Genomic DNA, 22968 nt, shown 5'->3' on the forward strand with positions numbered 1-22968 from the left:
CCGCCCACACGCGGCGAGAACCTCACCGTGCTCACCACTCCAGCATCCGCGTAACGTGCCCCCGCACCCGTGCAGGCGATTGCAACTGCTCCCCGAGAACCGCTCGGATTCGAGAGAGCACTCGCACGCGGCGCAGCTTCCCGGTACCGGCTACCACACTCGACAAAAAGTTTCGGATAAGGCAACGCGTTGCGTAGTGCGCGCAATATCCTTATCTTATTTTTGTGCGTCTTGTCACAACTACTTGTCAGGCTTCGGGTGCTCGCCAGCCGACCGGTCCGGCCGAGTTCGAGTCCTGGCACCAAAACACGCCCATTCTCAACAGCGGGGCGTACCCCATGTACCCGAAACCGGTTGATCACTCCGCGAACACGACCGGGGGAAGCACGCTCATCACGTTGCGGACGGGACCACGCACCACGCGCGCCTATGCGCCACCTTCGAGGACCACAACGTTCCCACCACGCGGACGCGGTTTCCCGCGCTCCACCGGCTCAGCTGACTCGAGGAATCCCTCGGCGACCACGGCGATCCGCTCACCGCTCCCACCGAAAGCAATGCCGCGTCGGGGCTCCCGCACGAGCACGTCGCCGCACTCGGACAAGAGAACAGATCGGTGATCCAGCACAGCCAGACTCACCCGACAACCCGATTGGAGTCCCCATGAGCCACCTTCCCGACAGGGCCGAGGCCGTCGTCATCGGTGCGGGGATCGTGGGTAACTCCGTGGCCCATCACCTCGCGCAAGCCGGTTGGCACAACATCGTGCTGCTGGACAAAGGCCCCTTGCCCGACCCGGGAGGATCTACCGGCCACGCATCCAACTTCATCTTCCCCGTCGATCATTCCAAGGAGATCACCGCGATCACGGTGGACTCCATGCACCAGTACGAGAAGCTGGGCACGTTGGTCACCTCTGGCGGTGTCGAGATCGCCCGCACCGAGGCACGCGTCGAGGAGCTCAAGCGTCGCATGGCCTCGGCAAGAGCGTGGGGCATCGACTCCGAGCTCATCGGCCCCGAGAAGGTGGCCGAACTCGTGCCCTTCATCGACTCGAGCATCGTAAAGCTCGGTTTCTGGACCCCCTCGGTAGCGGTGGTCGACCCGCTGCGGAGCGGGGCGCTGATGCGGGAGCAGGCTCAGGCGCTCGGAGCGTTGACCGTGTCGGCCAACACCGAGGTCACCGGTATCGAAACGCGGCACGGCACGGTATCGAAGATCCGCACCGATCGCGGTGATGTCGAGACCGACACGGTCGTCGTCGCGTGCGGGGTGTGGAGTCCGCGCATCGCACGGATGGCCGGTGCCCGGATCCCGCTCACCCCGGCTGTGCACCAGCTGATCGACGTCGGCCCCATCCCGGAACTGGCCGAGACCCGCTCCGAGATCGGATACCCGATCGTGCGCGACATGGATCCGCTCATGTACGAGCGGCAGAGCGGTGCCGACCTCGAGATCGGCTCCTACGCGCACCGGGCGATCCTGCACGATGCCGACGACATCCCCTCCTACGAAACCGCGCAACTCTCGCCCACGCAGTTGCCGTTCACCCAGGAGGACTTCGACCCGCAGATGGAAGACGCCCTCGAACTGTTCCCCGAAATCCTGAACGCTCCCGGGGCGGGGATCCGGCACTCCATCAACGGCCTGCTGTCGATGACACCCGACGGCGCGCCCCTGCTGGGAGAGACCCCGGAGGTAAGGGGCCTGTGGTCGGCGGCCTCGGTGTGGATCAAGGAAGGCCCCGGGGTCGGCAGGTTGCTCGCCGAGTGGATGACCCACGGCAGCACCGAGATCGACCTGCACGGTGCGGACATCGCCCGTTTCTACCCGAACCAGCGCACCACGACACACGTTCGGGCACGTGCCCGCGAAGGGTTCAACAAGATCTACGGGATCGTGCATCCCCAGGAGCAGTGGGAATCCAACCGCGGGCAGCGGCTTTCCCCCTTCCACACCCGCGAAGTGGAGCTTTCGGCGAAGTTCTTCGAAGTCGGCGGGTGGGAGCGGCCGCACTGGTACGAGTCGAACAGCCCGCTGCTCGAGCAGTACGCCGATCGCATCGGCAACCGCCCGCACGAGTGGGACGCTCGCTGGTGGTCGCCGATCATCAACGCCGAGCACCTCGCGATGCGCGAGCGGGTCGCTGTGATCGATCTGACCGCGTTCGCGCAGTTCGACGTGTCCGGCCCGGGTGCTCTCGATTACCTGCAGCGCATGGCGGTGGCCCAAGTGGACAAGGACGTGGGCAGGATCGTCTACACACCGGTCCTGGACCGCTCCGGCGGTTTCCGCAGCGATCTGACAATAGTCCGGCTGGGCACGGAATTCTTCCGCGTCATCGCCGGTGGTGCCGACGGCGCGCGCGACAGGAAGTGGTTCAGCGACCACCTTCCCGAGGACGGATCGGTCACGTTCACCGACATGACCTCGGCGGTGTGCACCCTCGGTCTCTGGGGACCGCGCGCTCGCGACGTGCTGTCCTCGGTCACCGAGGCCGACCTCTCAGCCGGAACTTTCCCCTTCGGCACGGCACGACACATCGATGTGGACGGAGTGCCCGCCCTCGCCGTCAAGATCTCCTACGTCGGGGACCTCGGATGGGAACTGCACGCCCCCTTCGAGCAGGGAATGAAGCTGTGGGACACGCTGTTCGAAGCGGGCCGGGAGCACGGCATCGTGCCCGCCGGAATCGGCGTGTACGGCACGACGGGGCGGTTGGAGAAGGGTTATCGGCTCATGGGTGCCGAGCTCGAGGGCGAGTACGACCCGGTGGAAGCGGGACTGGCGCTGTCGAAGGTGAAATCGCCCGACTTCATCGGGAAACAGCCCTACCTCGAGGCGAGGGAGCAGGGTCCCGCCGCCACGTTGTGCACGCTTTCGCTGGTAAGTAACACCGACTCCGCGGGCGTGGCCCGGTATCCGCAGGCCCACTCGCCGATCCTGACCACGAGCGGTGATCGGCTCGTCGACAGCAAGGGACGGGGCAGCTACGTCACCAGCGCTGGATCGGCGCCCTCACTCGGCGAATACCTGCTCATGGGATATCTGCCCGCGGTTTACGCGGTGGAGGGAACCGCGCTGCTCGTCGAGTACATGGGCGAGCGCTACCCCGTCAAAGTCGCGCGAGCGGGGCGCACCCCGCTGTTCGACCCGGATGACGAGCGGATGAAGTCCTGACGGAGGAACGGCCATGAAGATACTCGTCTGTATCAAGCGGGTACCCGCTCCGGGTGGGAAGCTGCCGCTGACCGAGGACGGCACGGACATCGACACCCGCCACATCGGATTCACCATCGGTCCTCACGAGGAATGCGCCGTGGAAGAGGCGGTCCGGCTCGCCGACGAACACGGCGGTGAGGTAACAGTTCTCAGCGCGGGCCCGCCCGACGTGGCACAGCAACTGCGCTACGCGCTGTCCATGGGTGCCCACACCGGAGTGCTCGTCGAACAGACCACGCAGGCACCGGAGACCACGGCCGTCGTGCTGGCGGAAGCGATCGGGACGTTGGAGGCGGAGAAGGGAACCTTCGACCTCCTCCTTTTCGGCAACGAATCCGCCGACGCGGGCAATTACCAGGTAGGCATTCGGGTCGCGTGCGCGCTGGGCCGCCCCGTGGTCGGCGGCATCAAGGGCATCCGGATCCCCGACGAGAGCACCCAGGTGTTCCTGCGTCGGGAGGGTGCCGACGGCATCGAGACCTACCAGGCGCCGCTACCCGCGGTGGCCGCCGTCAAAGAGGGGCTCAACCTGCCGCGGTATCCCACCATCAAAGGCAGACTCCGAGCCAAGAAGGCGTTCCTGCGCACCATCCGTCCGGAGGTCTCGCCGGGGAACCTGCGCACGCTGCGACTGCGACAGCCTCCTGAGCAGGAACAGGAGACCGTCGTACTCGGGCACGGAACCGACGCCGCCGAATCCGTTGTCGATCTCCTCACGCGGAAGGGACTGGTGTGAAGCATGCTGCTCGTCCTCGTCGAAGACGAAGCGGGAACCGTTTCCGACGCTTCCCGCGAGACGCTCACTCTCGCCCGCGAGCTGGCGACGAAGCTGGATGTCCCCGTGCACGCCGTGACGTTCAGCGCCGATGACGGGTTCACGAGCGCGCTCTCCGCTTACGGCGCCGCCAAGCTGCACCGGATCGAAGGACCGTTCGCCGACGAGCAATCCCCCGAATGCCGGGGCCTCGCTCTCGCGGAGCTCGTCCAACACGTCCGAGCCACCGGTGTCGTCGTGACGGCAGGCGAGTGGGGCAATGAGATCACGGCTCACGCTGCCGCACGTACGGGTGAGGCATTCGCCAGCAACTGCGTAGCTGTGGAGGCGGGTGAGCTGTGGAGTCTGACCCGGCTCCGCGGGGGCGGGATGCTGCTCGAGGACGCCGAGCTGGCCGGGGCGGTCAAGTTCGTCAGTCTGGTTCCCGGTTGCGTCGAACCGGCCGAGGTCGCCGTGCCCGGAGACATCGCCACCGACACTTTCGTACCCGAACACGCCGACGAACTGGTCCACAGCAGGCTCGTCGAACGCACGGCGCCCGGCGGTACCGGTGTCTCGCTTGCCACGGCCAGGGTGGTCGTCTCCGGAGGTCGCGGAATCGGCAGCGCCGAAGGCTTCTCGACCTTGGAAGAACTGGCCGAACTGCTCGGCGGGGCGGTGGGCTGTTCCCGAGTGGCCACGAACAGCGGGTGGCGACCGCACAGCGACCAGGTCGGCCTGACGGGCACGAAGATCGCCGCGGATCTCTACGTCGCGTGCGGTATCAGCGGTGCGACCCAGCACTGGGTGGGGTGTATGGGCGCCAAGACCATTCTCGCGATCAACACCGATCCCGAAGCACCACTGGTCACACGCGCGGATTACGCGGTCATAGGTGACGTGCACGAAGTTCTGCCCGCCGTGCTCGAACGGGTACGAGCTAGCAAGCAGGCCCGGGGAGCCGCGTGATCAAGGATGCCGATCGGGATCGATCGCGAGCGAGCGTGCAGCCCCGCTCCCCCCTCCGGCGCACCGTGCTCCCCGTTCCTTCAGGACACGAGCACCAGTCGCTGTTCGGCCTCGATCGCTTGCAGCAACTCGGAACGCATGATCGCCCGCGGTCCGCACTCGCACGCGGCGGGCAGCTCGTCCTCGGCCGTGGCGTCGGTACCGGTGTCGAGGAAGTCCACCACATCCACCCCGTGCTCCGAATCGTGGTGGGCGACATCGACAAAATCCTTCGAACCGTGGGAATGCAGTCCGCTGCGCGCGGTGTAGACGAGCCCGGCATCAGTGGTGTAGACGCTCGCCACGCGGTGGTTGGCCGCGCATCGCACCCGCACTTTCACATCGCGGTCGTGTCGCTCCAGTTCGCGCAGCGCGGCACGTGCGGCCGAGCGCCTGGCCGCGGGCGTCGCGAAGCCCCTCTTGCTCATGGACGCCTCCGAGTGTCGACGGAACTCACACGAGTGCTCGCAGCGGCGGACGGCGCCGGTCACTCCCGGAGACCGTGCACGCGGCTCCGCAAAGGGCGAGCCCGGGATTGCCGTTTCCGAGTCCCCGTTACGGGCTCGGTTGTCGTGGGTACGGTGATGGGCCCCGGGTGACGGGATACGTGAACTCGCGGGTACGACCGGTTCGGGCCGCGACGTTAGACCGCACCCACCGGACTCGCGGCATGCTCGAAGCGATTCACCGGTCGGTTCGGCGGCCATCCTTAACCTAACCGGAGAATCGGCTTACCCGGCAAGAGCGACTGTCGAGTTCTTCCGGTCGACTCAGCTACGTTGCTCCCACCGGGGCCTGCGGCTGAAGAATCGCACGAATCCCCGCGGCGACCGGCCGAGTACTTTGTCCAACTGTCCGGGAGACAGCTGCCGGACAACGATCGCCGTTACGGCCGGGGCCACCCGATGTACGTCCGCAATCGAGATATCGGCTTCCCGCGCGAAACGCGAGACGAATTCCTTCGCGTCGTACATCTCGGGACAGCGGTGGGGTTTCCCCTCGTAGTAGACATCGCGCAGCGGCTCGGGAAGCTGTGCGGCGAAGTGTGCCGCACTCTCCACCGATTGGCGATCACGGAGTGTGCATCCAGGCACGCAACACCCGGTAGGCGAAATGTCGACGGTCGGTGTCGAACTCCCGACAAACGTCCTGCACCCGCTTGGTTGCCATCTGCACGGCGTGGTCGAGGATGGTGGTGTTCGTCGTCGGCACGGTTACCCCCCTTCACCCGGACCACCCCAGAATCCGCTTCGGTGTCGGAGTCGCTGTAGAGACGGAAGTCCATCGACCTTCCCGATGCTGGCTCCCGGCGTCGGTGGAAGCGGCTCACGTCTTTCGGACCCGCTGAGAAGTCCTGCCGAAGGCCGGGGAGGCACGAGCCGTCGGGCCGGGTTCACACCTCTGAAGTCGAGCGATTCGGGTCACCGAACGACGACGACGGGCCTGTCAGCGTGGTTCACCAGGTGCTGGCTCACCGACCCGAGCAGAACACTGGCGAAACCACCGTGACCACGGTTGCCCACAACGATCAGCTCGGCACCGGATTCATGAGCGACGTCGAGCAGCGCTCGTGTCGGATGTCCACGGGAAACCGACCTGTCGATAGGTGCAGTGCTGTCACCAGCGACTTCCCGCACGGTTTCCGCGAGCGACTTTTCGGTCTCCTCGCCGAGATTCTGCAACCCGGGCATGCTCCAGTCGTAGGATGTCGGCACGTCCCAGGTCTGTACTGCTTTGATACGTCCGCCGAATTTGTTCGCATGACGAACAGCCCAACGCAGGGCGGCCTTGGACGGTTCCGAACCGTCCACGCCGACCACAACGGTATAAGTATGCGGACTCGTCATCGTGCTCCCTCCCCCGCAATGTCGCCCTGCCCATACTGGTTTCGTTCCCACTCCTCCGCCCGATGACCAACGGCCGCTTGTCGTCGAACCCCACTCACCGGAGAGCTCGAGACGGGAACATGCCGAATGGCGGCACGAGGCCACAGGTAACCCGCGTGGCGAACAGTGCAGGACGCCGTAAGCCGCCACGCCGAACCCGACCTGCGCAACCGCCGCTACCGCGACGGGTCACCACCGTTCGAGTCACTTCGACAACCCGAACGATCCGCGAGTGGGGTGCTCATCAGACCCCGCATCGGCAGGAAAACGCCGCGGACCACGATGAAGACCACGCACGCGGTGAGCACGACCGCGGGGCCGGAGGGCAGGTCGAACGTGTAGGAGGCGCTCAATCCTCCGAGGGTGACGAGAACGCCCACCGCGACGGTGGCTGTCATCATGCTCGCGAGCGTGCGGGTGAACAGTCCCGCGGTCGCGGCGGGGATGGTCAGCAGTGCGATGAGCAGGACCACACCGACCAGTTGGATGAGCACCACCACGGCCAGCGCGATGGCCGCCAACAGCACCAGTTCCAGCGGGAAGACCGGCAGGTTGCGGCTCAGCGCGAAATCCCGGTCGAAGGAGTGGACCAACAGCGGCCGGTAGTACAGCACGACGAAACCGACGAGCACCGCTGCGACCGCGCCGAGCAGCGGAAGGTCGCCGCGTGGGATCGACAGCAGCGAGCCGAACAGGAAGCTGCGAGCGTTGGCGGTGTACCCCGGGGTGAGCTGGACGAAGACCACTCCCAGCGACATACCGACGGCCCACAGCATCCCGATCAGGGTGTCGTTGCGTTGCCGAACGTAACGCCGCAGCACACCCATGATCACAGCGGCGACGACACCGAAGAGCATGGCCGTCACGGCCGGGTCGAGCCCGAGCAGGAAGCCCAGCCCGACTCCGCCGTAGGAGGCGTGCGCGATACCGCCGCCCACCAGGACCTCCCGGTTGACCACCACGAGGGAGCCGACCACGCCGAGCACCACGCTGGCCAGTACCGCCGCGGTGACGGCGTTCTGCATGAACTCCAGACGCAGCGCCTCGATCACACCGAACCTCCGATCGCACCGGCGTGCTCCGGAAAGCGGCCATCGGTCTCGTCCGGTGGATCACCGACTCCTCGTGACGGCTCGTCCTGCCCCCCGTTGCCGGACCACGGGGTCAGGCCGTGGTCGACCGTTACGCCGCAGGTCGCCAGGGTGGCGATGCCCTCGATGTCGTGGGAGGCCACGACGACGGTCATGCTGCCGATCAGCGAGGACAACAGCTGTTGGAGCCGCTCGGCCGACTCGGCGTCGATCCCCGCTTCGGGTTCGTCCAGCACGAGCAGGTCCGGCTCGGTGGCCAGCGCCCTGGCGAGCAGCACACGTCTGCGTTGTCCGGTCGACAGGGCCGCCACGGGGCGCGCGGCGAGCTCCGCGAGCCCGACCCACCGCAGGAGATCCGCCACCGCCGCGCGGTCGGCGGCACGCAGTCGTTGTGGTAACCAGGTCGAACGGAGACGCCCCATCGCGGTGAGGTCGCGGACCGTCAGCGGGAACTCGAGGTCGAGCCGCGCTGCCTGGGGTAGGTAGCCGATGCGTCCCCGAGCCCGGCGCGGTGAGCTACCGTGGATCTCGACCTGCCCGGTGAACGGGCGCAGCAGACCGACGAGCAATCCGAGCAGGGTGGACTTTCCTCCGCCGTTGGGGCCGGTCACCGCGAGACACTCACCCGATGCCAGTGTCAGGTTCGTCTCGGACAGCACGGGGGTGGCACCGTACCCCGCGCGCACCCCGGTCAGTGTCACGGCGTTCGCCCTCGGGCTCATCGGGAGCCGTCCCGCAAGGCGTTCGCGAGCTCGGTCGCGACGTGGCGCATGTTCTTCTCCCAGTCCCGTGCCAGCGGATCCAGCGGCTGCACCGTGGCTCCCACCTGGTTGGCGATGGTGCGCGCGTCGTCCTTCGAGAACTGGGGCTGGACGAACACGGCCCGGATGTCGCGGTTCTCGGCCCGCTCGACGATCTCGCGCAACCGCGCGGCGCTGGGTTCCTTGCCACCGGACTCGATGGGGAGCATCTTCAGGTCGTAATCGCCTGCGAAGTAGTTCCACGCCGGGTGGAACGACATGAAAGTGCTACCCGCGACAGGTTCGAGCTCGCGCGCGATGTCGGCGTCGACGGCGTCGACGCGCTCCTCGAACCGCCGCAGGTTGTTCCGATAGTCCGCCTCGTGCGCGGGGTCGATCCGGCTCAGCGCTGCCGCGATCGTCTCGGCCTGGGTCTTGACCCGGCGCGGTGACAACCAGATGTGCGGATCGGGTTTGCCGCCCGCCAGTTGCCCGCGGTCGACGTTCTGCCAGGTCCGCACCCATCGCATGTCGTCTCCACCGGCCGCCTTGATCCGGTCGGTCATGGAGCGTTCGAAGGGCACGTCCACGCCGAAGTAGACGTCGGCCTCAGCGAGGGACCGCAGTTCGGACGGCTTGGGTTCGTACAGCGCGGGCGAGGCCGCGGGTGGCAGCAGCACGGTGGTGTCGACGTGCTCCCCGCCGATGTGCTCCACGAAGTAGCGCTGCGGGGGGATGCTCACGAACGCCCGTAACGGCTCGGAACCGTCTCCGGTGGAGCTTTGATCACTTCCCACGGTTCCGCAGGCACCGGCCAGCACACCGGACACCGCCAGCACGAGCGCCAGCGACTTCCGTGCGCCGCGGGGCTTTCCTCGTTGTTCGAACAAGTCTCGGTTCACCTCGAAGTTGGACACGTTGGGTAATCGGTCACGCAGGGTTTCCGACAACCAGTGACATGAAAATGAAAACCGTTACCAACAAGCTGTGTCAATCGCCCAACGGGCCCCAGGAATGTGGAAAAGATCACCGGACGGGGGAGTTGCGTGAAGCAACTTCGAGGGCAAGGGGTCACGATTTCGCTCGTCGACACCCGAGAGCGCGCGACGCCTCCTCCCCGAGGATCGACCCGCTGCTCGCGCGGGCTCGGACGGCTTCGGCCTCGACCATCGCCGCTGTGGGAACCCGACGACGCTGCCCGCACCGAGCTCCAAGACGCGGGGGCACAGGCCTTCGACATGCTCGAGCTGATCCGTGACCTCGAACTCGTCCCCGACACCTACCGCCTCAACGACCTCGCCTCATCTATCAGCCACCCCGGCTCCGCTCGTACCGAAGATCTGAGGACGACCGTGGCCACGTCGGAACAACACCCCGAACTCATCGGCACGCTGGAAGCCCATTTCCGAGTGCTCTCCTGGGGTTCAACCGCCGGGAATCCGCAGGTGCGTCCCAACACCGTCGACGGCCCGTCATTGCCGGCCGATCGAGGAAACCATTCCACATTCGGCCCCGGAACTCCGGGCGAACCACGGAATTCCTGCCATTTCGAGAAGCAACGATCGTCACTCGCGCGGGACCCGGACCAGCACGCGCGAACCCTCTTTCCCGATCTGCTGCAGCATTCCGGGAGGAACAACGAGCCCCACTACGTCATCCGCAAACTCTCTCGCCCTCATAGCAGTTTGTCGCGGACTTTCCCGAAAAAAAGCACGAGGGCACGGCAGCTTCACGGTACGCGAGCAACTCCTGAGCAGCAGAACCCTCGCTCCGATTTCGGCTCGACGACGGAAGCAGGCCGACCAAGAACATTCCCGGCCTCGGCACCCGAGTACGCGGCACGATTCTCACCAGCACCACGCACCGAAACCGGCAGGTTGTAACTGCACGACGATCCAGCTCGACGGGTGTCCGGATGAGGTGAGCCGCATCCACTCACGCCCGCATCCACTCACACTGCTCCTCCCGGAGATTTGCGCCCGGCTCCTGCACGCTTCGGCATCAGGCCAGTAGTCCAGGGCAGTTGTCAGGTCGCCCAGATCGAGATGCCCAGCTGGAGCAAGGGGCGGGTCGTGCTGCTCGGAGATGCCGGTTACGCCGTATCCCTGCTGGCGGGCATCGGCGCGTCGCTGGGCATCGCCGGCGCGTACCTGCTCGCCGACCAGCTGACCCGAGCACGATCGATCGACGACGCCCTGGTCACCTACGAACGGCTGTGGCGCCCGGTGGTCGAGGAGAAACAACGGACCGGGCGTGGCACCGCACGCTGGTTCCTGCCCGCATCGAGGCTGCAGCTTCGGCTACGGCGTGCGATGCTGCGCCTCGCGCGGCTTCCCGTCATCGGCCGTTACGTGGCCACCACACTCACCGGCAAATCCACTTCCCTCATCGAGAAGCTGCGCCGGACCGGCGACTCACCGCGGTTGACCTCCACCGACCCGAGCCGGAAAGGAGATTCGTGATCCCGGTCCGAGGCAGCCATAAGCGACGCTCGCCACGGATCCGCGTCGTGATTGCACGGTGTCGTCACCACCGATTCGCGAACAAGAAGCGAGGCGATCCGCGGCTCCCCAGGGGAACGGCGTACTTCGACAGCTCCGCCCGTGGGGATAGCACTGCGGCGGCCGGGAAACCGGCTCTTCTCGTCGAACATCGTCCCACCTCGTCGACCTGCCGCTCCGCGAGGAACCGGGCCGAGCCACGAGCGGCGTCGGAGAGGTCGGTCATGTCCCCGTGGTCCACCCGAGACGAACCACTGCTGCTGCACAACACGATGCGCATCGCCGAGGGCCACCTCGAGGAGTACAAGCGGGCGGTAACTCAGGCGGTGCAGTTCGTCGAACAACACGGTCCCCAACTGATGGTGCAGGTGTTCATCGACGAGGATCAGCTGCTCGCGCACAGTTTCCAGCTCTACCCGGACACGGCCGCGATGCTGCGGCACTGGGAACTGTCCGACCCGTACATCCGGGAGGTCATGCGACACTGCACCGTGGAACGACTCGAGATGTACGGCGAGCCCGACGGAGCCATGACGGGGATACAGGCCCCGGCAAGCAGCGATGACGGCTTCCGGGTCAACGTGCCCCGTCACATCGGCTTCCTCCGCACACCGGGAGGGTGGGCGACCACTTCCGGCTCATCGGACCGGGAGGGGACCGCCGACCCCGACCAACGACACTGAACTCTCGTCGCGGTGAGCATTCCCGGAATCGACCCCATCGGCACCAACTCGCACGAACGCTGTTCGCATCCGCCTCGGCAGTGGAGGAGCCAGGCTCACCGTCATCCTCGTACGTCCGTGTACCCACTGCATGGGACGGACTCACTCGTTGCCGGCGCCCGGCGAGGAAGCCTCCCCACCACGGCGGCTGGTCCGACGCGGCGTGCTCGGTACGTAGAGGCCGAATCGCAGACCCAGCATTCGGATGACGAAGCAAACGGCCGCGGCGACCAATGCGCTGGCCAGGCCGTAAACTCCCATCCGCTCGGCGAGCACGGTCACCGCGCCCCCCACCATGGCGGGCACGACGTAGAAATCACTGCTCAACACCGTCGGAACGCGGCGGAGCAGCACGTCGCGTATCGTTCCGCCCCCGACGGCGGTGATCGCCCCGAGCAGAACCGCCTGCACCCCGTCCAGTCCGAATTCCAGGGCCTTGCTCGCCCCGGTTACGCAGAAAACGCTGAGGCCGACCGCGTCGAAGATCGTGATCAGCGCGGCGAACCGTTCCAACGGCAGACTCAGGAAGAACGCGAGCAACGCACCGGCCGCGGCCACTCCGAGATAGCTGATGGCGTTGAAGGTGGCCGGTGGAAGTGAGCCGATGAGAACGTCTCGAACGATGCCGCCGCCCAACGCGGTGACTATTCCCAATGTGAGCACTCCGACGAGATCCAGCCGTACCGCGCGTACCGCGGTCAACGCGCCGTTGAGACCGAACGCGAATGTTCCGGTCAGGTCGAGGGCCAGCAGCAACGGTGTCTGGGTCATTGCCCCAGTGTGCCGGGCACCTGGGGAGTTCCCGGTATCGCGGGCGAGGCGATTCCGAAACGTGAGAGAGGATTCACATTTTCCGGAATTCGGCACGCGCGCCAACTCGCTCGCGAAAACCGCCGAAAAACGTGACGAAACGACCGACACACCGGTTTTACCGGGCATTCACCGAATTTCTGGGAGTGACACACGACAAGGTGTGATGTGCGCGGTGAACCGGACTAGGCGCGGGCGAACCGGGCAATAATGGGAGTGAAACCCGAGCCGCGTCGAAAGTTCGAGCGGCGTACTCATGATCATCGGGAGGTGGAGTGTTCTCCGTCGGTGCGGTTACCCGACCACGGCCGTGGTGGAGCGGATTACTGTATCTACTGCGAATTGTCGTGCCTTCCTGGCTGCGCAGAATGCTGCGTCCTGCCCCGATACCGGTGGACTGGAGCCGGGTCGGTGTGGCGGCACTGGGAATAGCCGGTCCGCAGGCGGTGGGGCTTGCGAGCGGACGGATCGCCGAGACGGTCCTGCTTTCGCTCGGAGCGCTGTGCATCAGCTTTTCCGACCTGACCAGCTCCTACCGGTACCGGCTGCGCCGGGTGGGGCTGACCGTGGTCCTGGGGGGTATCGGCTTCGCCCTCGGTGTGCACGCACCCGGACCGTGGGTTGCCGCCGGTGTGGTGGTGACGGTCTCGGTGCTGTCGGTACTGGCGAGCCGGATGGGCGACCTCTGGGCGGCGGCTGGCACCCAGATGCTGACGTTCTGCATCGTGGCCACCGGCCATCCTGCCGAGACGATGAGCGCTGCCGGACAGCTGTGGTGGTTCGTGGCGGGTGAGCTGATGGCGTTCGCACTGATCGCCGCCACCTGGCCGTTCCGCCGCACAGCACCCGCGCGGCAGGCGGTGGCGCGGGTCTTCGACACCACCGTTCGAATGCTCACCGCGGAGAGCTCCCGGACCCGTACCGACGCGCGGCAGGCCCTGACCAGAGCACTGGACGAGGCGCACGACACCCTGATCACAGTCACGGCGGGAGCCACCGCCCGCAGCCGCGTGCACGACCGGCTCCACGTGGTGCTCTCGCAGGCCACACCGATGGTTGAGGCCTCGGTGGCCCTCGCACACGCGGGGAGCAGACCCCCGGAACGCACCCTGAGCACGATGCGCACCCTGGCACGGTGCGTGCGCTCCGGCGCGACTCCCCCACCCTCCCGAGCGACGACGCACGAGACCTCCACCGCCGTGCGTGCGCTGGAACAGTCCCTGGCGGGGTTGATCGACTCACTGCGCACCGCGAAGCTCGCCGACCCCACCGAGCTGGATGACAACCGGGATCGCCGCGCCAGGTTCCGGGCCTGGCGAGAGGGCTTGGCCGTGGGGCGCAGCGGCTGGCTGCTGGCGTCGCGGATGGCGCTGTGTCTGGCCGTGGCCGAGGTGGTGGGACTGGCGCTGCCGCTCGAACAACCGTACTGGGTCGCTCTCACGGTGGCGCTGATCCTGAAGCCCAATTCGGGATCGGTCTTCGCGCGTACGATGCTGCGCGGTATCGGAAGCGTGGTCGGCGTGGTCGCCGCTGCCGCACTGCTGGCCCTCGTGCCGCACGGCTGGTGGCTGCTGCCGTTCATGGTGCTGCTGGCAGCGCTGGTGCCCGACTCGTTGAGCCGCCACTACGGTCTGTTCACCGGTGTGGTGACGTGCCTGGTGCTGCTGAAGATGGTCCAGGTGGAGTCGATACCGGCACTGCCCGCGGTACGACTGGTCGACTCGCTGCTCGGCTGCGCCATTCTGCTGGTGGTAGGTGTCCTCTTCTCCCCGCTGCAGCGGCAGGCTCCGCTGGCGCGGCGGTTCGCCGCGGCTGTGGAAACGGTTTCGGAATACGTGTCGCTGTCGCTGGCCGGAGTCGAGCAGGGACGGTCGGCAGCACGCCGTCGTAGCTACCGCCAGCTGTCCGAGCTGCGTACCGCGCTGCGCCAACGCCTGGTGGAACCCACCTCGGCCAGCACCGCGGAGCAGTGGTGGACCTCGATCATCGTGCTGGAACGACTCGTGGACGGCGCCACCGAGCGCGCCATTCACATCGAACGGGGCGACGAGGCGTTCAGCCTGCAACACACTCAACGGATCGTGTCGAGCATGCGATCGACGGCACGCCAGCTGCGGGAACTGGCCAGCACCGGGACGGCGGAGCCTCCGGCCACCCTTCCCGACCGACTCGCCGAACTCGGCAACGAGATCAACGAGCGACAGCGGGAGTTACCCGGCCGACCGCGGAAGCGTGTCGAGGCCGCGCGCCGTTGATTCCCGCGCGCCGCCGATCGAGATGCCGGTCCGGCGCCGGCCTCTCCGGTGGGCCGAACCTCCCAACAGGTCTCACCTCGGTAGGCCCGAGATCGCTCGACCGGCCTCCGGTACGGATCACCACGGCGGAGCCCGGCCGAGCGCTCCGGATGGCGGCTCAGCGAGCGACCAGCAAGGATGGAAGTGGGAGTCTCCGGAGGTGATGGCGTGAACGGTGCGCTCACACTGGGTGTGGAGGAGGAGTTCCACCTCGTCGACACCACCACCGGGCAGTTGTCCGACGCCGGTCCCCGACTCGCGGGAGAACGCTTGACAGCCGTGGCGCCGGGACGGGTGGATCCGGAAATGCTGGCCTCGCAGATCGAGTTGTCCACCCCCGTGTGCACCGAACTGGCCGAACTCCACTCGGAACTGGTCCGACTCCGTGGTGAGCTGGTCACCGCGGCGAACGAATGGGAGAACAGTCTGATCGCCAGTGGCACGTACCCGGGGAGCCAGCGGGTAACGGTCACCCCGAAGGCGCGCTACGAGGAAACGATGGCCAGGTTCGGCGTAGTGGCACGACAACAGCTGGTCTGCGGCTGTCACATCCACGTCGGGGTCGACGACCCGGAGGACGCCGTGGCGGTGATGAATCGTGTTCGCCCCTGGATGTCGGTGCTGCTGGCCCTTTCGGCGAACTCACCGTTCTGGCGCGGTGAGGACACCGATTACGCCAGCTACCGGGCACAGATCTGGTGGCAGTGGCCGAGCGCCGGTATGCCGGGGCTGTTCGACTCCTACGCCGATTACGTGGCCGCCACCCAGCGGCTGGTCGACGTCGGGGTGTTGCGCGACCGCGAGATGCTCTACTGGGACGTGCGCCCCTCGGAGCACCTTTCCACAGTGGAATTCCGGGTGTGCGACGTGGATCCGCGTCCGGAACAGACCGTGATGCTGGCCGGGCTCGCCCGAGCACTGACCGAGCGGTGTGTGGCGGAGCGGCGGGAGCGAGCACCCCAGCGCCTCCCCAGGCCGGAACTGGAGCACGCGGCTCGCTGGCGAGCTGCCCGTTCCGGGCTCTCCGGCGAGCTCGTCGACCCGATCTCGGCGCGTTCCCGGCCCGCCGCACAACAGGTACGACGCATGCTGGACTACTTGGACGCGCCGCTGCGCGCCCGCGGCGACGACGAGCGGGTTCGCGGTTGGATCTCCCGGCTGCTGAACGGGAGTACTAGTGCCGCCGCGCAACGACTCGCGTTCCGGAAACGGGGCAGTCTGAACGACGTGCTCACCGCGATGACCGTCACCCGGGGCGAGGACTGAGCGGGCGCTGCGGAAACCGTATCGGCGCGCGAGGTCCGGATGAACTCCGGCACCGACCGGGAAATTCCCATCGCCCGGAACGGGCTCACCGAAAACCACGAACAACACTCCGGGTGTTGACGCTGATTCGTCAGGTAACCGATCATCCCGCCGGATCGATCGCGATCATCCGCAACAGGCCCACAAGGCACAGGAGGATCATCATGAGTCCGGACGGGACGGAACGGAACACCGAGAGCGAACTCGCCCGGCGGAACTTCTTGAAACTGGGTACCGCGGGAGCCGCGGGACTCGCGCTGGCGGGAGCCACCACGAGCACGGCGACGGCATCCGCTCGGTCCGTTGCCACGCCCATCGCGGCCAACACGGCGGCTCCGGTGAACACGATGCCCGACCCCGCCCCGGTGGACCTGAAACAGGGTGGCGGAAAGACCTACCACGCCAGCCCGGGGGACACTCCGGAGTTTCACGTCAACGACTTCGACGGGCTCAAGAACGCGCTGCAGAACGCGGGGGACGGCGACATCATCCGCGTGGCCGACGACGCGGCGATCGACATGACCGGGGCGGAGAACACCCTCACGATCCGCACCGGTGTCATTCTTTCGGGGGGCCGTGGCAACAACGGCAGTCTCGGCGGGCTCATCTACACCAACAGGAACCGGAATCCGGTGGCGGACAAGCCCCTGCCCATGTTCAAGACCTACGGGGACCGGGTCCGGTTCACCGGCCTGCGGATCCAGGGGCCGCGGTTGGCCAACTACTGGGACCCGGAAGGCTACGACGGCGATCCTTCCGACGACACGGCCTACGACAACTACCTCATCGGCGGTATCCACTTCCTGGGAGACAACTGTCGGGTGGACAACTGCCAGCTGTACGGCTTCACCCACGCCGCCATCTCGGTCGGCGGCGGCAGTTACGTGGTCTCGGCACGGATCGACCACTCCAGCATCCACAACAACCCGATGGAGCACTTCGGTTACGGTGTGAACCTCTACAACGGCGAATCCGTGATCGAGTGGAACTACTTCGACTACAATCGGCACTCCATCGCCGGGTACGGCTACGACACCAACGGCTACACGGCTCGTTACAACCTGGTCGGCGAGCATCCGATCAGTCACGCCTTCGACATGCACGGGCGCACCCAGAACGACGGCAGCGACACCGAAGTGGCGGGTGGAACCATCAACATCCACCACAACACGTTCCGGTTCACCACCGACGTCTATCCCGCGCACCGCGACCAGGAAGCCATCGCGATCCGCGGGGTCCCGGCGAACCGCTGCGACATCGACAACAACTGGTTCTACCACGACTCGAAACCCGTGGCGGTCAACAAGCAGGGCAACGCCTACCGCCAGGAGAACGAACAATGGATGCACATGTGGGCCTCCGGCAACCACTTCGGCCGGAGCGAGCCCGCGAGTGACATCGGGCATCCCCGCTGATCGAAGTTTTCCGTTCGAGTGGGCGGGAGCTGCGCTCGGCGGAATCTCCCGCCGGTTCTCGCGCTCGGTGCCCGACACCGGGCAGCGACCCGAACGAGGTGTCCCGGCGCCGCGCCCGCCGCGGCGCCGGGACCTTCGGTCGGGTCCCGGCAGAGAGAACCTACCTGGCACGTGCCACGGGGTCGGAAACCGTCGACGGCCCCCGTGCGGTGAGAGGCGTTCAGTAATATTTCGCGGGTGACCGACGACCCCGCGCCCCCGAGCTCCGAAGCACAACCCACCTCCCCCACCGTGGTGACCGAACCGTCGTGGACGTATCCCGCGGTCGGAGTCGTGTTCACCGGGCTCGGTGCGGGACTGGGCTGGGGTGTGCGGCTGCTCGCCGACTGGTTGGTGGGGCTGCCTTGGGCACCGATGCGGGGGCCGGCGGAACTGGTGAACTCGTTGCCCGAACCGTGGGTGACTCTCGGCCTCGTCGCACTCGGAGCACTGGCCGGGGTCACGCTCGCGTTGCACGCCTACCACGACAGTCTCACTGTGACGGTTTCCGCCGATCGGGTGGCACTGCACCGGCGAGGTAGCGCGCGGGAATGGCCCGGCGAGACCGTGGACATCGCGTGCCGCGACGGCAAGCAGCTCGTACTGCTGGATCGCGACACGGCGGAGCTGGCCCGTGAGGAGTTCGACTTCGAAGCCGAGAAGCTGGCCACCGCGTTCCGCTCCCACGGCTACCGCTGGGCCGACGAGGACCCCTGTGCGGACGAGTTCCGCCGCTGGGTACCCGATACCCCCGGCATGCCCACGGGTGCGGACGCGCTGCTCAAGGCCCGTGCGAAAGCACTGCGCCACAGCGATTCCAGCGAGGACACGCGAGAGCTGCGCGAGGAACTCGCCCGCATCGGCGTGGTGGTGCGGGATTCGAACAAGAAGCAGTACTGGCGGCTCTCCCACGGCCGGTGACTCCCCTTCGGCTCCCCCGGAACCACCGAACTCCACCCCGCCGAGCCGTGGGACACGGGCGACTTCCCCGCGTCGGCCCGCCCACGGCATCGGCGGAAGACGCTGTCAGCCTGCTCGCGATCAACCGGTCTCGTCGGTCGCCGTTTGGTCGAGCCGCCGCAGCTGCTGGTCGTAGTCGCGCAGCAGCGCACGAAGCTCCTCCCGCGCCGATTCGGGCACCTCCGCCGAGGTCGCTTCCGCGACACAGCGCGCGGCGGTCATCAGCGTGGCCAGTTCGTGTGCGTGCAGCACCAGCCCCAGCACCGTCGGGCGGATCCGTTCCAGACGCATGAGCTCAACCCCGGGCACCGAGGTAATCGCCCATACGGGTCAGCTCCGCGGCGAAGTTGTCGTAGTCCTCCCGGATACCGTTCAGGTAGGCGCTCCAACCCAGGCTGCTCTTGGCGTAGTGCACCGCCTCCTGGATCTCCTCGTCACTGGCGCCGAAGAGTTTCGCCGCCTCGGTGTGGAACAGGGTGCAGTAGTAGCACTTGGTCTCGGCGTGCAGCGCGACGCCCATCAGTTGCTTGTACTTGTTGGGAATCAACGTCTGCTCGAGTTCCAGGCGCTTGAAGATCTCCCATTCCGCGGCGAGCAGCTCGTCGGGGATCCGGGAGAAGAAAGTGGGTACCAGACCGAGGGTGTCCCTGATGTCGGCCTCCACCTCGGCCCGGCTCAGAGTTGTTGTTGTGGTGGTCATGATCCGCACCTGCGCTTTCCGTCACGTGGCCGGACCGCGGGCGAACCCCGCGCCGACGATGCGATGCCTCTGCCGCGTGGCTGCCGCGGCAACGCAACGGCAACGAAAGCACTGGACATCGCGGCGGATCGAGCCGCTCGCGACCGCTTCGACCCCTTCATCGTGCGGCCGGCTCCCCGACGGCACTAGAGTCTTCGGTCTTTCGGTGTCCGGGGCGACGGTTCCGAAGAACACTGCCGGTTCGGAGAGCGTTCCCGGTTTGATCGAGTCCTGCCTCGGGTAAGCGGAAACGGAGAGGAACCGACCAGTTGGGAACGCGATGGGACGCAATCGAGTAGTGATCGTCGGGGGCGGTTTCGCCGGTTACCACGCGGCCAAACAGCTCGCCGAGAACACTCGACCGGATGAAACCGAGATCATCCTCGTCAACCCCACCGACTACTTTCTGTACCTGCCACTGCTACCCGAGGTCGCTTCCGGGATTCTCGACCCCCGCGCGATCACGGTCTCGTTGCCGGGCACGCTGCCCGCTGTTCGGCTGGTACTGGGCGAGGTGGACCGGATCGATCCGGAAGCAGGCTATCTCACCTACACCGATGCCGAGGACAACACGGGGTCGGTGAACTTCGACAGGCTGATCCTGGCCGCGGGCAGCGTCAACAAGCTCCTGCCGATCCCCGGCCTGGCCACGCACGGACACGGATTCCGGGGAGTCCCGGAAGCACTGTACTTCCGGGATCACGTCACCAGGCAGATCGAGCTCGCGGCCGCCACCAACGACCAGGCCGAACGGGACGCCCGCTGCACGTTCGTGGTGGTCGGAGCCGGCTACACCGGAACCGAGATCGCGGCACAGGGCCCCGATTTCACCCGCATCCTGGCGGAACGCCATCCTGAGCTGCGCGACCAGGAGATCCGCTGGAAGCTGCTCGACGTGGCGCCCCGGGTACTTCCCGGCCTCGACCGACGACTCTCCAGTACCGCGACCGAAGTACTCCGGGAGCGGGGTGTGGAGCTGCTGACCGAAACCTCGATCAGCGAAGCCACCGAGAGCGGTGTCACCCTCGACAGCGGACAGCAGGTGGCGACGCGCTCACTGATCTGGTGCGTCGGTGTGCGCCCCGACCCGCTGGTGCAGTCGCTGGGCCTGGAGACCACGGAAGGCAGGATCACGGTCGACGCGACGCTGACCGTGCCCGGGTACCCGCACGTCTTCGCCTGCGGCGACGCCGCGGCTGTTCCCGATCGTGCCAACCCCGGGCAGCTCACGGCCATGACCGCCCAGCACGCCACGCGCCAGGGCAGGTTGGCGGGCAGCAACGTGCTCGCCTCGCTGCGGGGCGAGCGGCTCGACGAGTACCGCCACCGAGACCTCGGGTTCGTCGTGGACCTCGGGGCGCGCAAGGCAGCCGCCAATCCACTGCACATCCCGCTGTCCGGTTTTACCGCCAAGGCGGTCACCAGGGGTTATCACCTCATGGCGATGCCGAAGAACCGGCTGCGGGTGGCCATCGACTGGCTGCTGGAGGCCACCACCAAACGGCAGTGCGTACAGCTGGGACTGGTCCGTTCCGGCACAGTGCCGCTGGACACCTCCTCACCCGAGCTGCCGAACCTGCGTGGCGAGCAGGAGGCACAGAGCTCGGCCCGGACCTAGCCGGACTCCGCCGCCGAGGTTCGCCGAGAAGCTCACTCGGTGAGGGCTTCCGCCCGATCCCGCTCCGCACGGCCCGACCTCGGAGAGGAGCCGGCGAACCGCCAGCTGGCGACGAAGTATCCGACTCCGTAGGGCGCGCTGTAGTCCAGCAGCTCACCGACCGGTGAACGTTCGGAAGCGGCTCCGGCGAGCACCTGCCAGGCCGGGCGCCCGGCCACCAGCAACCGCTCGGCGGTCTCCGGCCGCAACGCGGCGAGCGCGGTGGTGTCCCCACCGCGCAGCGCCTCGGCTATGTGGTCGTCGTAGGCGATCGCGTCCGGTTCCAGAAACCCCGGGGAGCGCTCCGTGCGACACGCCGAACCGTCACCCAGCACCAGCAGTGCCACCTGTGTGGCGCGATCGGCGATCCGTTCCCCCAGTCGGAAGCACTCGGCCGGTGTGGCGTTCCAGGCCACCGAGTGGAATTCACAGGCCGCCCGATCGAGGTGTGACTCGAGCAGCCAGCGTCCGATCGTCAGCGACAACGGCAGTCGGGCACTTCCGTCCCCGAAGGTCGTGGCCTGTCCGTACGGGGCCAGTGTGCCCGTGACGTCCGAACCGTGGCACGCGGTGCGATCGTCCCCACCGAGCACCACGACCAGCTCGGGGTCGGCGTCGAACAGCCGGTTGAGAGCCAGCTCGCAGTTGGCTCGCGTCCCGTCGAGATCCGCCGACCGCTGCCCGGCCACACCGGGCACCAGCACCGGGGGGTGGGGGAATACTCCGGCCGCTACCAGCATGTTCGCCTCGTCTCAATCGTGCCTGTCAATCGTGCCCGGTGGAGAGCGCTGTCCTGCTCATCGCGTCGAATTCCGCCGCACGCTGCGCAACGGTGGACGCTCCGCGGTCGGAATCGGCTGCTCATGTGGCAACCACTCCGAGCCGGACTGGATGAACTGGGTGTAGGAGATCTCATCGCGCGAATCGTCCAGCACCTCGTCCGGGGCAGTGCGTCCCTCGGTGCGGGCCAGGGCGGCGGCCAGAATCTGCCGGGACATCACCCCGAGCTGCAGCAGTCCTCGGTTGCGGTGCTTGCGCACTCCGAGATTGACCTGGGCCAGCCCGTCGAGGCCGTGGCGATCGTAGGCGTCGATGAGCAGTCCGGTCTCCACTCCGTAGCCCGGGGCGAAGGGTACGGATTCCAGGAACTCGCGGGCGGCCGCGTACTCGCCGCCCAGGGGCTGGATCACGCCCGAGAGGTCGGGCCGCACGGCGGAGAGTACGGGGCGGGCAAGCAGCTCGGTGACGCGTCCGCCTCCCTCGGTCTGGCGCACACCTTCCCGCGGCAGCCGCAACGGTCGCCGGTAGAAACCCTTGACCAGTACCGGTTCGTCACCGGCGAGCAGGGGTCCGAGCAGTGCCGGCACGAAGCGGGCGTCGAAATCGACCAGGTCAGAGTCGAGGAACACCAGGAGATCGCCGGAAACGGCAGCCAACGAGCGCCACAGTACTTCACCCTTGCCCGCTCGGGGCTCGAACTCGGGCAGCACGTCCTCGCGGGCCACCACGCGGGCGCCTGCGTGCCGGGCGTACTCGCGGGTGTGATCGGTGGAACCGGAGTCGAGCACCACGAGCTCGTCGACCAGGGCTTCTCCCGCACCGTCCGGTTCCGCCAGCGGCAGGAGCTCGGCGATGATGGGGGCGATCGTTTCCTGCTCGTTCAGCGCGGGCAGCACGACGCTGACGCGACGAGTGCCTTTCAGCCGTGTCAGTTCGTCCACCGACCAGGAGGGGTCCTGCCAGCTGCGCGCGGCGAACCACCGCTCGGCCTCGGGTGTCATGTTTCCGGTCACTGCTCCCAGCGGCTCGAATGCTTCCTACCGCC

The 22968-nt window shown here is 67.0% G+C and carries 21 protein-coding genes and 1 pseudogene; 10 read left to right on the plus strand and 12 right to left on the minus strand.

The genetic code is table 11. From position 1 onward, the window contains the following. The first annotated feature begins 663 nt into the window (after positions 1 to 663). Genes BLR41_RS19465 through BLR41_RS23210 form a run of 3 tightly spaced genes read left to right on the plus strand, consistent with a single transcriptional unit; the run spans position 664 to position 4945 of the window. Positions 664 to 3180, plus strand: a complete 2517-nt coding sequence (locus BLR41_RS19465) for a GcvT family protein (RefSeq protein ID WP_092631217.1) — start codon at positions 664 to 666, stop codon at positions 3178 to 3180. A 13-nt stretch (positions 3181 to 3193) separates the two neighbouring features. Next, positions 3194 to 3958 (plus strand): electron transfer flavoprotein subunit beta/FixA family protein, encoded by a 765-nt coding sequence (locus tag BLR41_RS19470; RefSeq protein ID WP_092631220.1) that lies wholly within the window; start codon positions 3194 to 3196, stop codon positions 3956 to 3958. Between the two features lie 3 nt (positions 3959 to 3961). Further along, on the plus strand, positions 3962 to 4945 hold the full coding sequence (locus tag BLR41_RS23210) for an electron transfer flavoprotein subunit alpha/FixB family protein (protein ID WP_092631223.1): 984 nt from the start codon (positions 3962 to 3964) through the stop codon (positions 4943 to 4945). Between the two features lie 80 nt (positions 4946 to 5025). On the opposite strand, the gene BLR41_RS19480 is transcribed toward BLR41_RS23210, so the two are convergent. From BLR41_RS19480 to BLR41_RS19505, 7 genes are all read right to left on the minus strand, one after another. Continuing rightward, entirely contained in the window at positions 5026 to 5412 is a 387-nt protein-coding gene (locus tag BLR41_RS19480; protein WP_092631226.1) for a hypothetical protein, read from the minus strand. 342 nt (positions 5413 to 5754) lie between these two features. Then, a complete protein-coding gene (locus BLR41_RS19485; RefSeq protein WP_218120262.1) occupies positions 5755 to 6045 on the minus strand; it encodes a DUF2267 domain-containing protein in 291 nt (96 codons plus the stop codon). Between the two features lie 10 nt (positions 6046 to 6055). Further along, positions 6056 to 6196: a DUF2267 domain-containing protein gene (locus BLR41_RS23215; protein ID WP_218120263.1), complete on the minus strand. Its 141-nt coding sequence runs from the start codon at positions 6194 to 6196 to the stop codon at positions 6056 to 6058. A gap of 209 nt (positions 6197 to 6405) precedes the next feature. After that, complete coding sequence (locus tag BLR41_RS19490; RefSeq protein ID WP_092631229.1) at positions 6406 to 6831, minus strand: universal stress protein; 426 nt, start codon at positions 6829 to 6831, stop codon at positions 6406 to 6408. A 215-nt stretch (positions 6832 to 7046) separates the two neighbouring features. Further along, positions 7047 to 7922 (minus strand): metal ABC transporter permease, encoded by an 876-nt coding sequence (locus BLR41_RS19495; RefSeq protein WP_218120265.1) that lies wholly within the window; start codon positions 7920 to 7922, stop codon positions 7047 to 7049. Then, on the minus strand, positions 7919 to 8683 hold the full coding sequence (locus BLR41_RS19500; protein ID WP_092631232.1) for a metal ABC transporter ATP-binding protein: 765 nt from the start codon (positions 8681 to 8683) through the stop codon (positions 7919 to 7921). Before BLR41_RS19500 ends, BLR41_RS19495 begins: the two co-directional genes overlap by 4 nt. Continuing rightward, on the minus strand, positions 8680 to 9591 hold the full coding sequence (locus tag BLR41_RS19505) for a metal ABC transporter solute-binding protein, Zn/Mn family (RefSeq protein WP_176798069.1): 912 nt from the start codon (positions 9589 to 9591) through the stop codon (positions 8680 to 8682). Before BLR41_RS19505 ends, BLR41_RS19500 begins: the two co-directional genes overlap by 4 nt. A gap of 1137 nt (positions 9592 to 10728) precedes the next feature. Here BLR41_RS19505 and BLR41_RS19510 point away from each other — a divergent pair. After that, positions 10729 to 11163 (plus strand): annotated as a pseudogene (locus tag BLR41_RS19510) (FAD-dependent oxidoreductase); the annotation flags it as partial. A 263-nt stretch (positions 11164 to 11426) separates the two neighbouring features. After that, complete coding sequence (locus BLR41_RS19515; protein WP_176798070.1) at positions 11427 to 11885, plus strand: amino acid kinase family protein; 459 nt, start codon at positions 11427 to 11429, stop codon at positions 11883 to 11885. A 141-nt stretch (positions 11886 to 12026) separates the two neighbouring features. Here BLR41_RS19515 and BLR41_RS19520 read toward each other — a convergent pair whose 3' ends face one another. Next, positions 12027 to 12695 (minus strand): trimeric intracellular cation channel family protein, encoded by a 669-nt coding sequence (locus tag BLR41_RS19520; protein WP_092631238.1) that lies wholly within the window; start codon positions 12693 to 12695, stop codon positions 12027 to 12029. Between the two features lie 386 nt (positions 12696 to 13081). On the opposite strand from BLR41_RS19520, the gene BLR41_RS19525 reads away from it, so the two are divergent. From BLR41_RS19525 to BLR41_RS19540, 4 genes are all read left to right on the plus strand, one after another. Next, positions 13082 to 14989 (plus strand): FUSC family protein, encoded by a 1908-nt coding sequence (locus BLR41_RS19525; protein WP_245694568.1) that lies wholly within the window; start codon positions 13082 to 13084, stop codon positions 14987 to 14989. A gap of 207 nt (positions 14990 to 15196) precedes the next feature. Continuing rightward, positions 15197 to 16294: a carboxylate-amine ligase gene (locus tag BLR41_RS19530; protein WP_245694570.1), complete on the plus strand. Its 1098-nt coding sequence runs from the start codon at positions 15197 to 15199 to the stop codon at positions 16292 to 16294. 203 nt (positions 16295 to 16497) lie between these two features. After that, complete coding sequence (locus BLR41_RS19535; RefSeq protein ID WP_092631553.1) at positions 16498 to 17748, plus strand: polysaccharide lyase domain-containing protein; 1251 nt, start codon at positions 16498 to 16500, stop codon at positions 17746 to 17748. A gap of 237 nt (positions 17749 to 17985) precedes the next feature. Further along, entirely contained in the window at positions 17986 to 18708 is a 723-nt protein-coding gene (locus tag BLR41_RS19540) for a YqeB family protein (RefSeq protein ID WP_245694572.1), read from the plus strand. Between the two features lie 120 nt (positions 18709 to 18828). Here the strand turns inward: BLR41_RS19540 and BLR41_RS19545 are convergent, their stop codons facing one another. Beyond that, positions 18829 to 19038 carry a hypothetical protein gene (locus tag BLR41_RS19545; protein WP_143013140.1) on the minus strand — a complete coding sequence of 70 codons (210 nt, stop codon included), beginning with the start codon at positions 19036 to 19038 and terminating at the stop codon, positions 18829 to 18831. Positions 19039 to 19042: 4 nt separating this feature from the next. Next, a complete protein-coding gene (locus tag BLR41_RS19550; RefSeq protein WP_143013141.1) occupies positions 19043 to 19447 on the minus strand; it encodes a carboxymuconolactone decarboxylase family protein in 405 nt (134 codons plus the stop codon). Positions 19448 to 19766: 319 nt separating this feature from the next. On the opposite strand from BLR41_RS19550, the gene BLR41_RS19555 reads away from it, so the two are divergent. Beyond that, positions 19767 to 21104, plus strand: a complete 1338-nt coding sequence (locus BLR41_RS19555; protein WP_092631252.1) for an NAD(P)/FAD-dependent oxidoreductase — start codon at positions 19767 to 19769, stop codon at positions 21102 to 21104. Positions 21105 to 21136: 32 nt separating this feature from the next. On the opposite strand, the gene BLR41_RS19560 is transcribed toward BLR41_RS19555, so the two are convergent. Both BLR41_RS19560 and BLR41_RS19565 read right to left on the minus strand, forming a co-directional pair. Beyond that, entirely contained in the window at positions 21137 to 21883 is a 747-nt protein-coding gene (locus BLR41_RS19560; RefSeq protein ID WP_092631255.1) for a class III extradiol dioxygenase subunit B-like domain-containing protein, read from the minus strand. Between the two features lie 57 nt (positions 21884 to 21940). Further along, the gene (locus BLR41_RS19565) at positions 21941 to 22924 is read right to left on the minus strand and encodes a glucosyl-3-phosphoglycerate synthase (RefSeq protein WP_092631258.1); all 984 of its coding nucleotides are present in this window, start codon (positions 22922 to 22924) and stop codon (positions 21941 to 21943) included. Positions 22925 to 22968: the final 44 nt, after the last annotated feature.

The sequence above is a fragment of the Actinopolyspora mzabensis genome (assembly GCF_900101095.1).
Classification (GTDB): domain Bacteria; phylum Actinomycetota; class Actinomycetes; order Mycobacteriales; family Pseudonocardiaceae; genus Actinopolyspora; species Actinopolyspora mzabensis.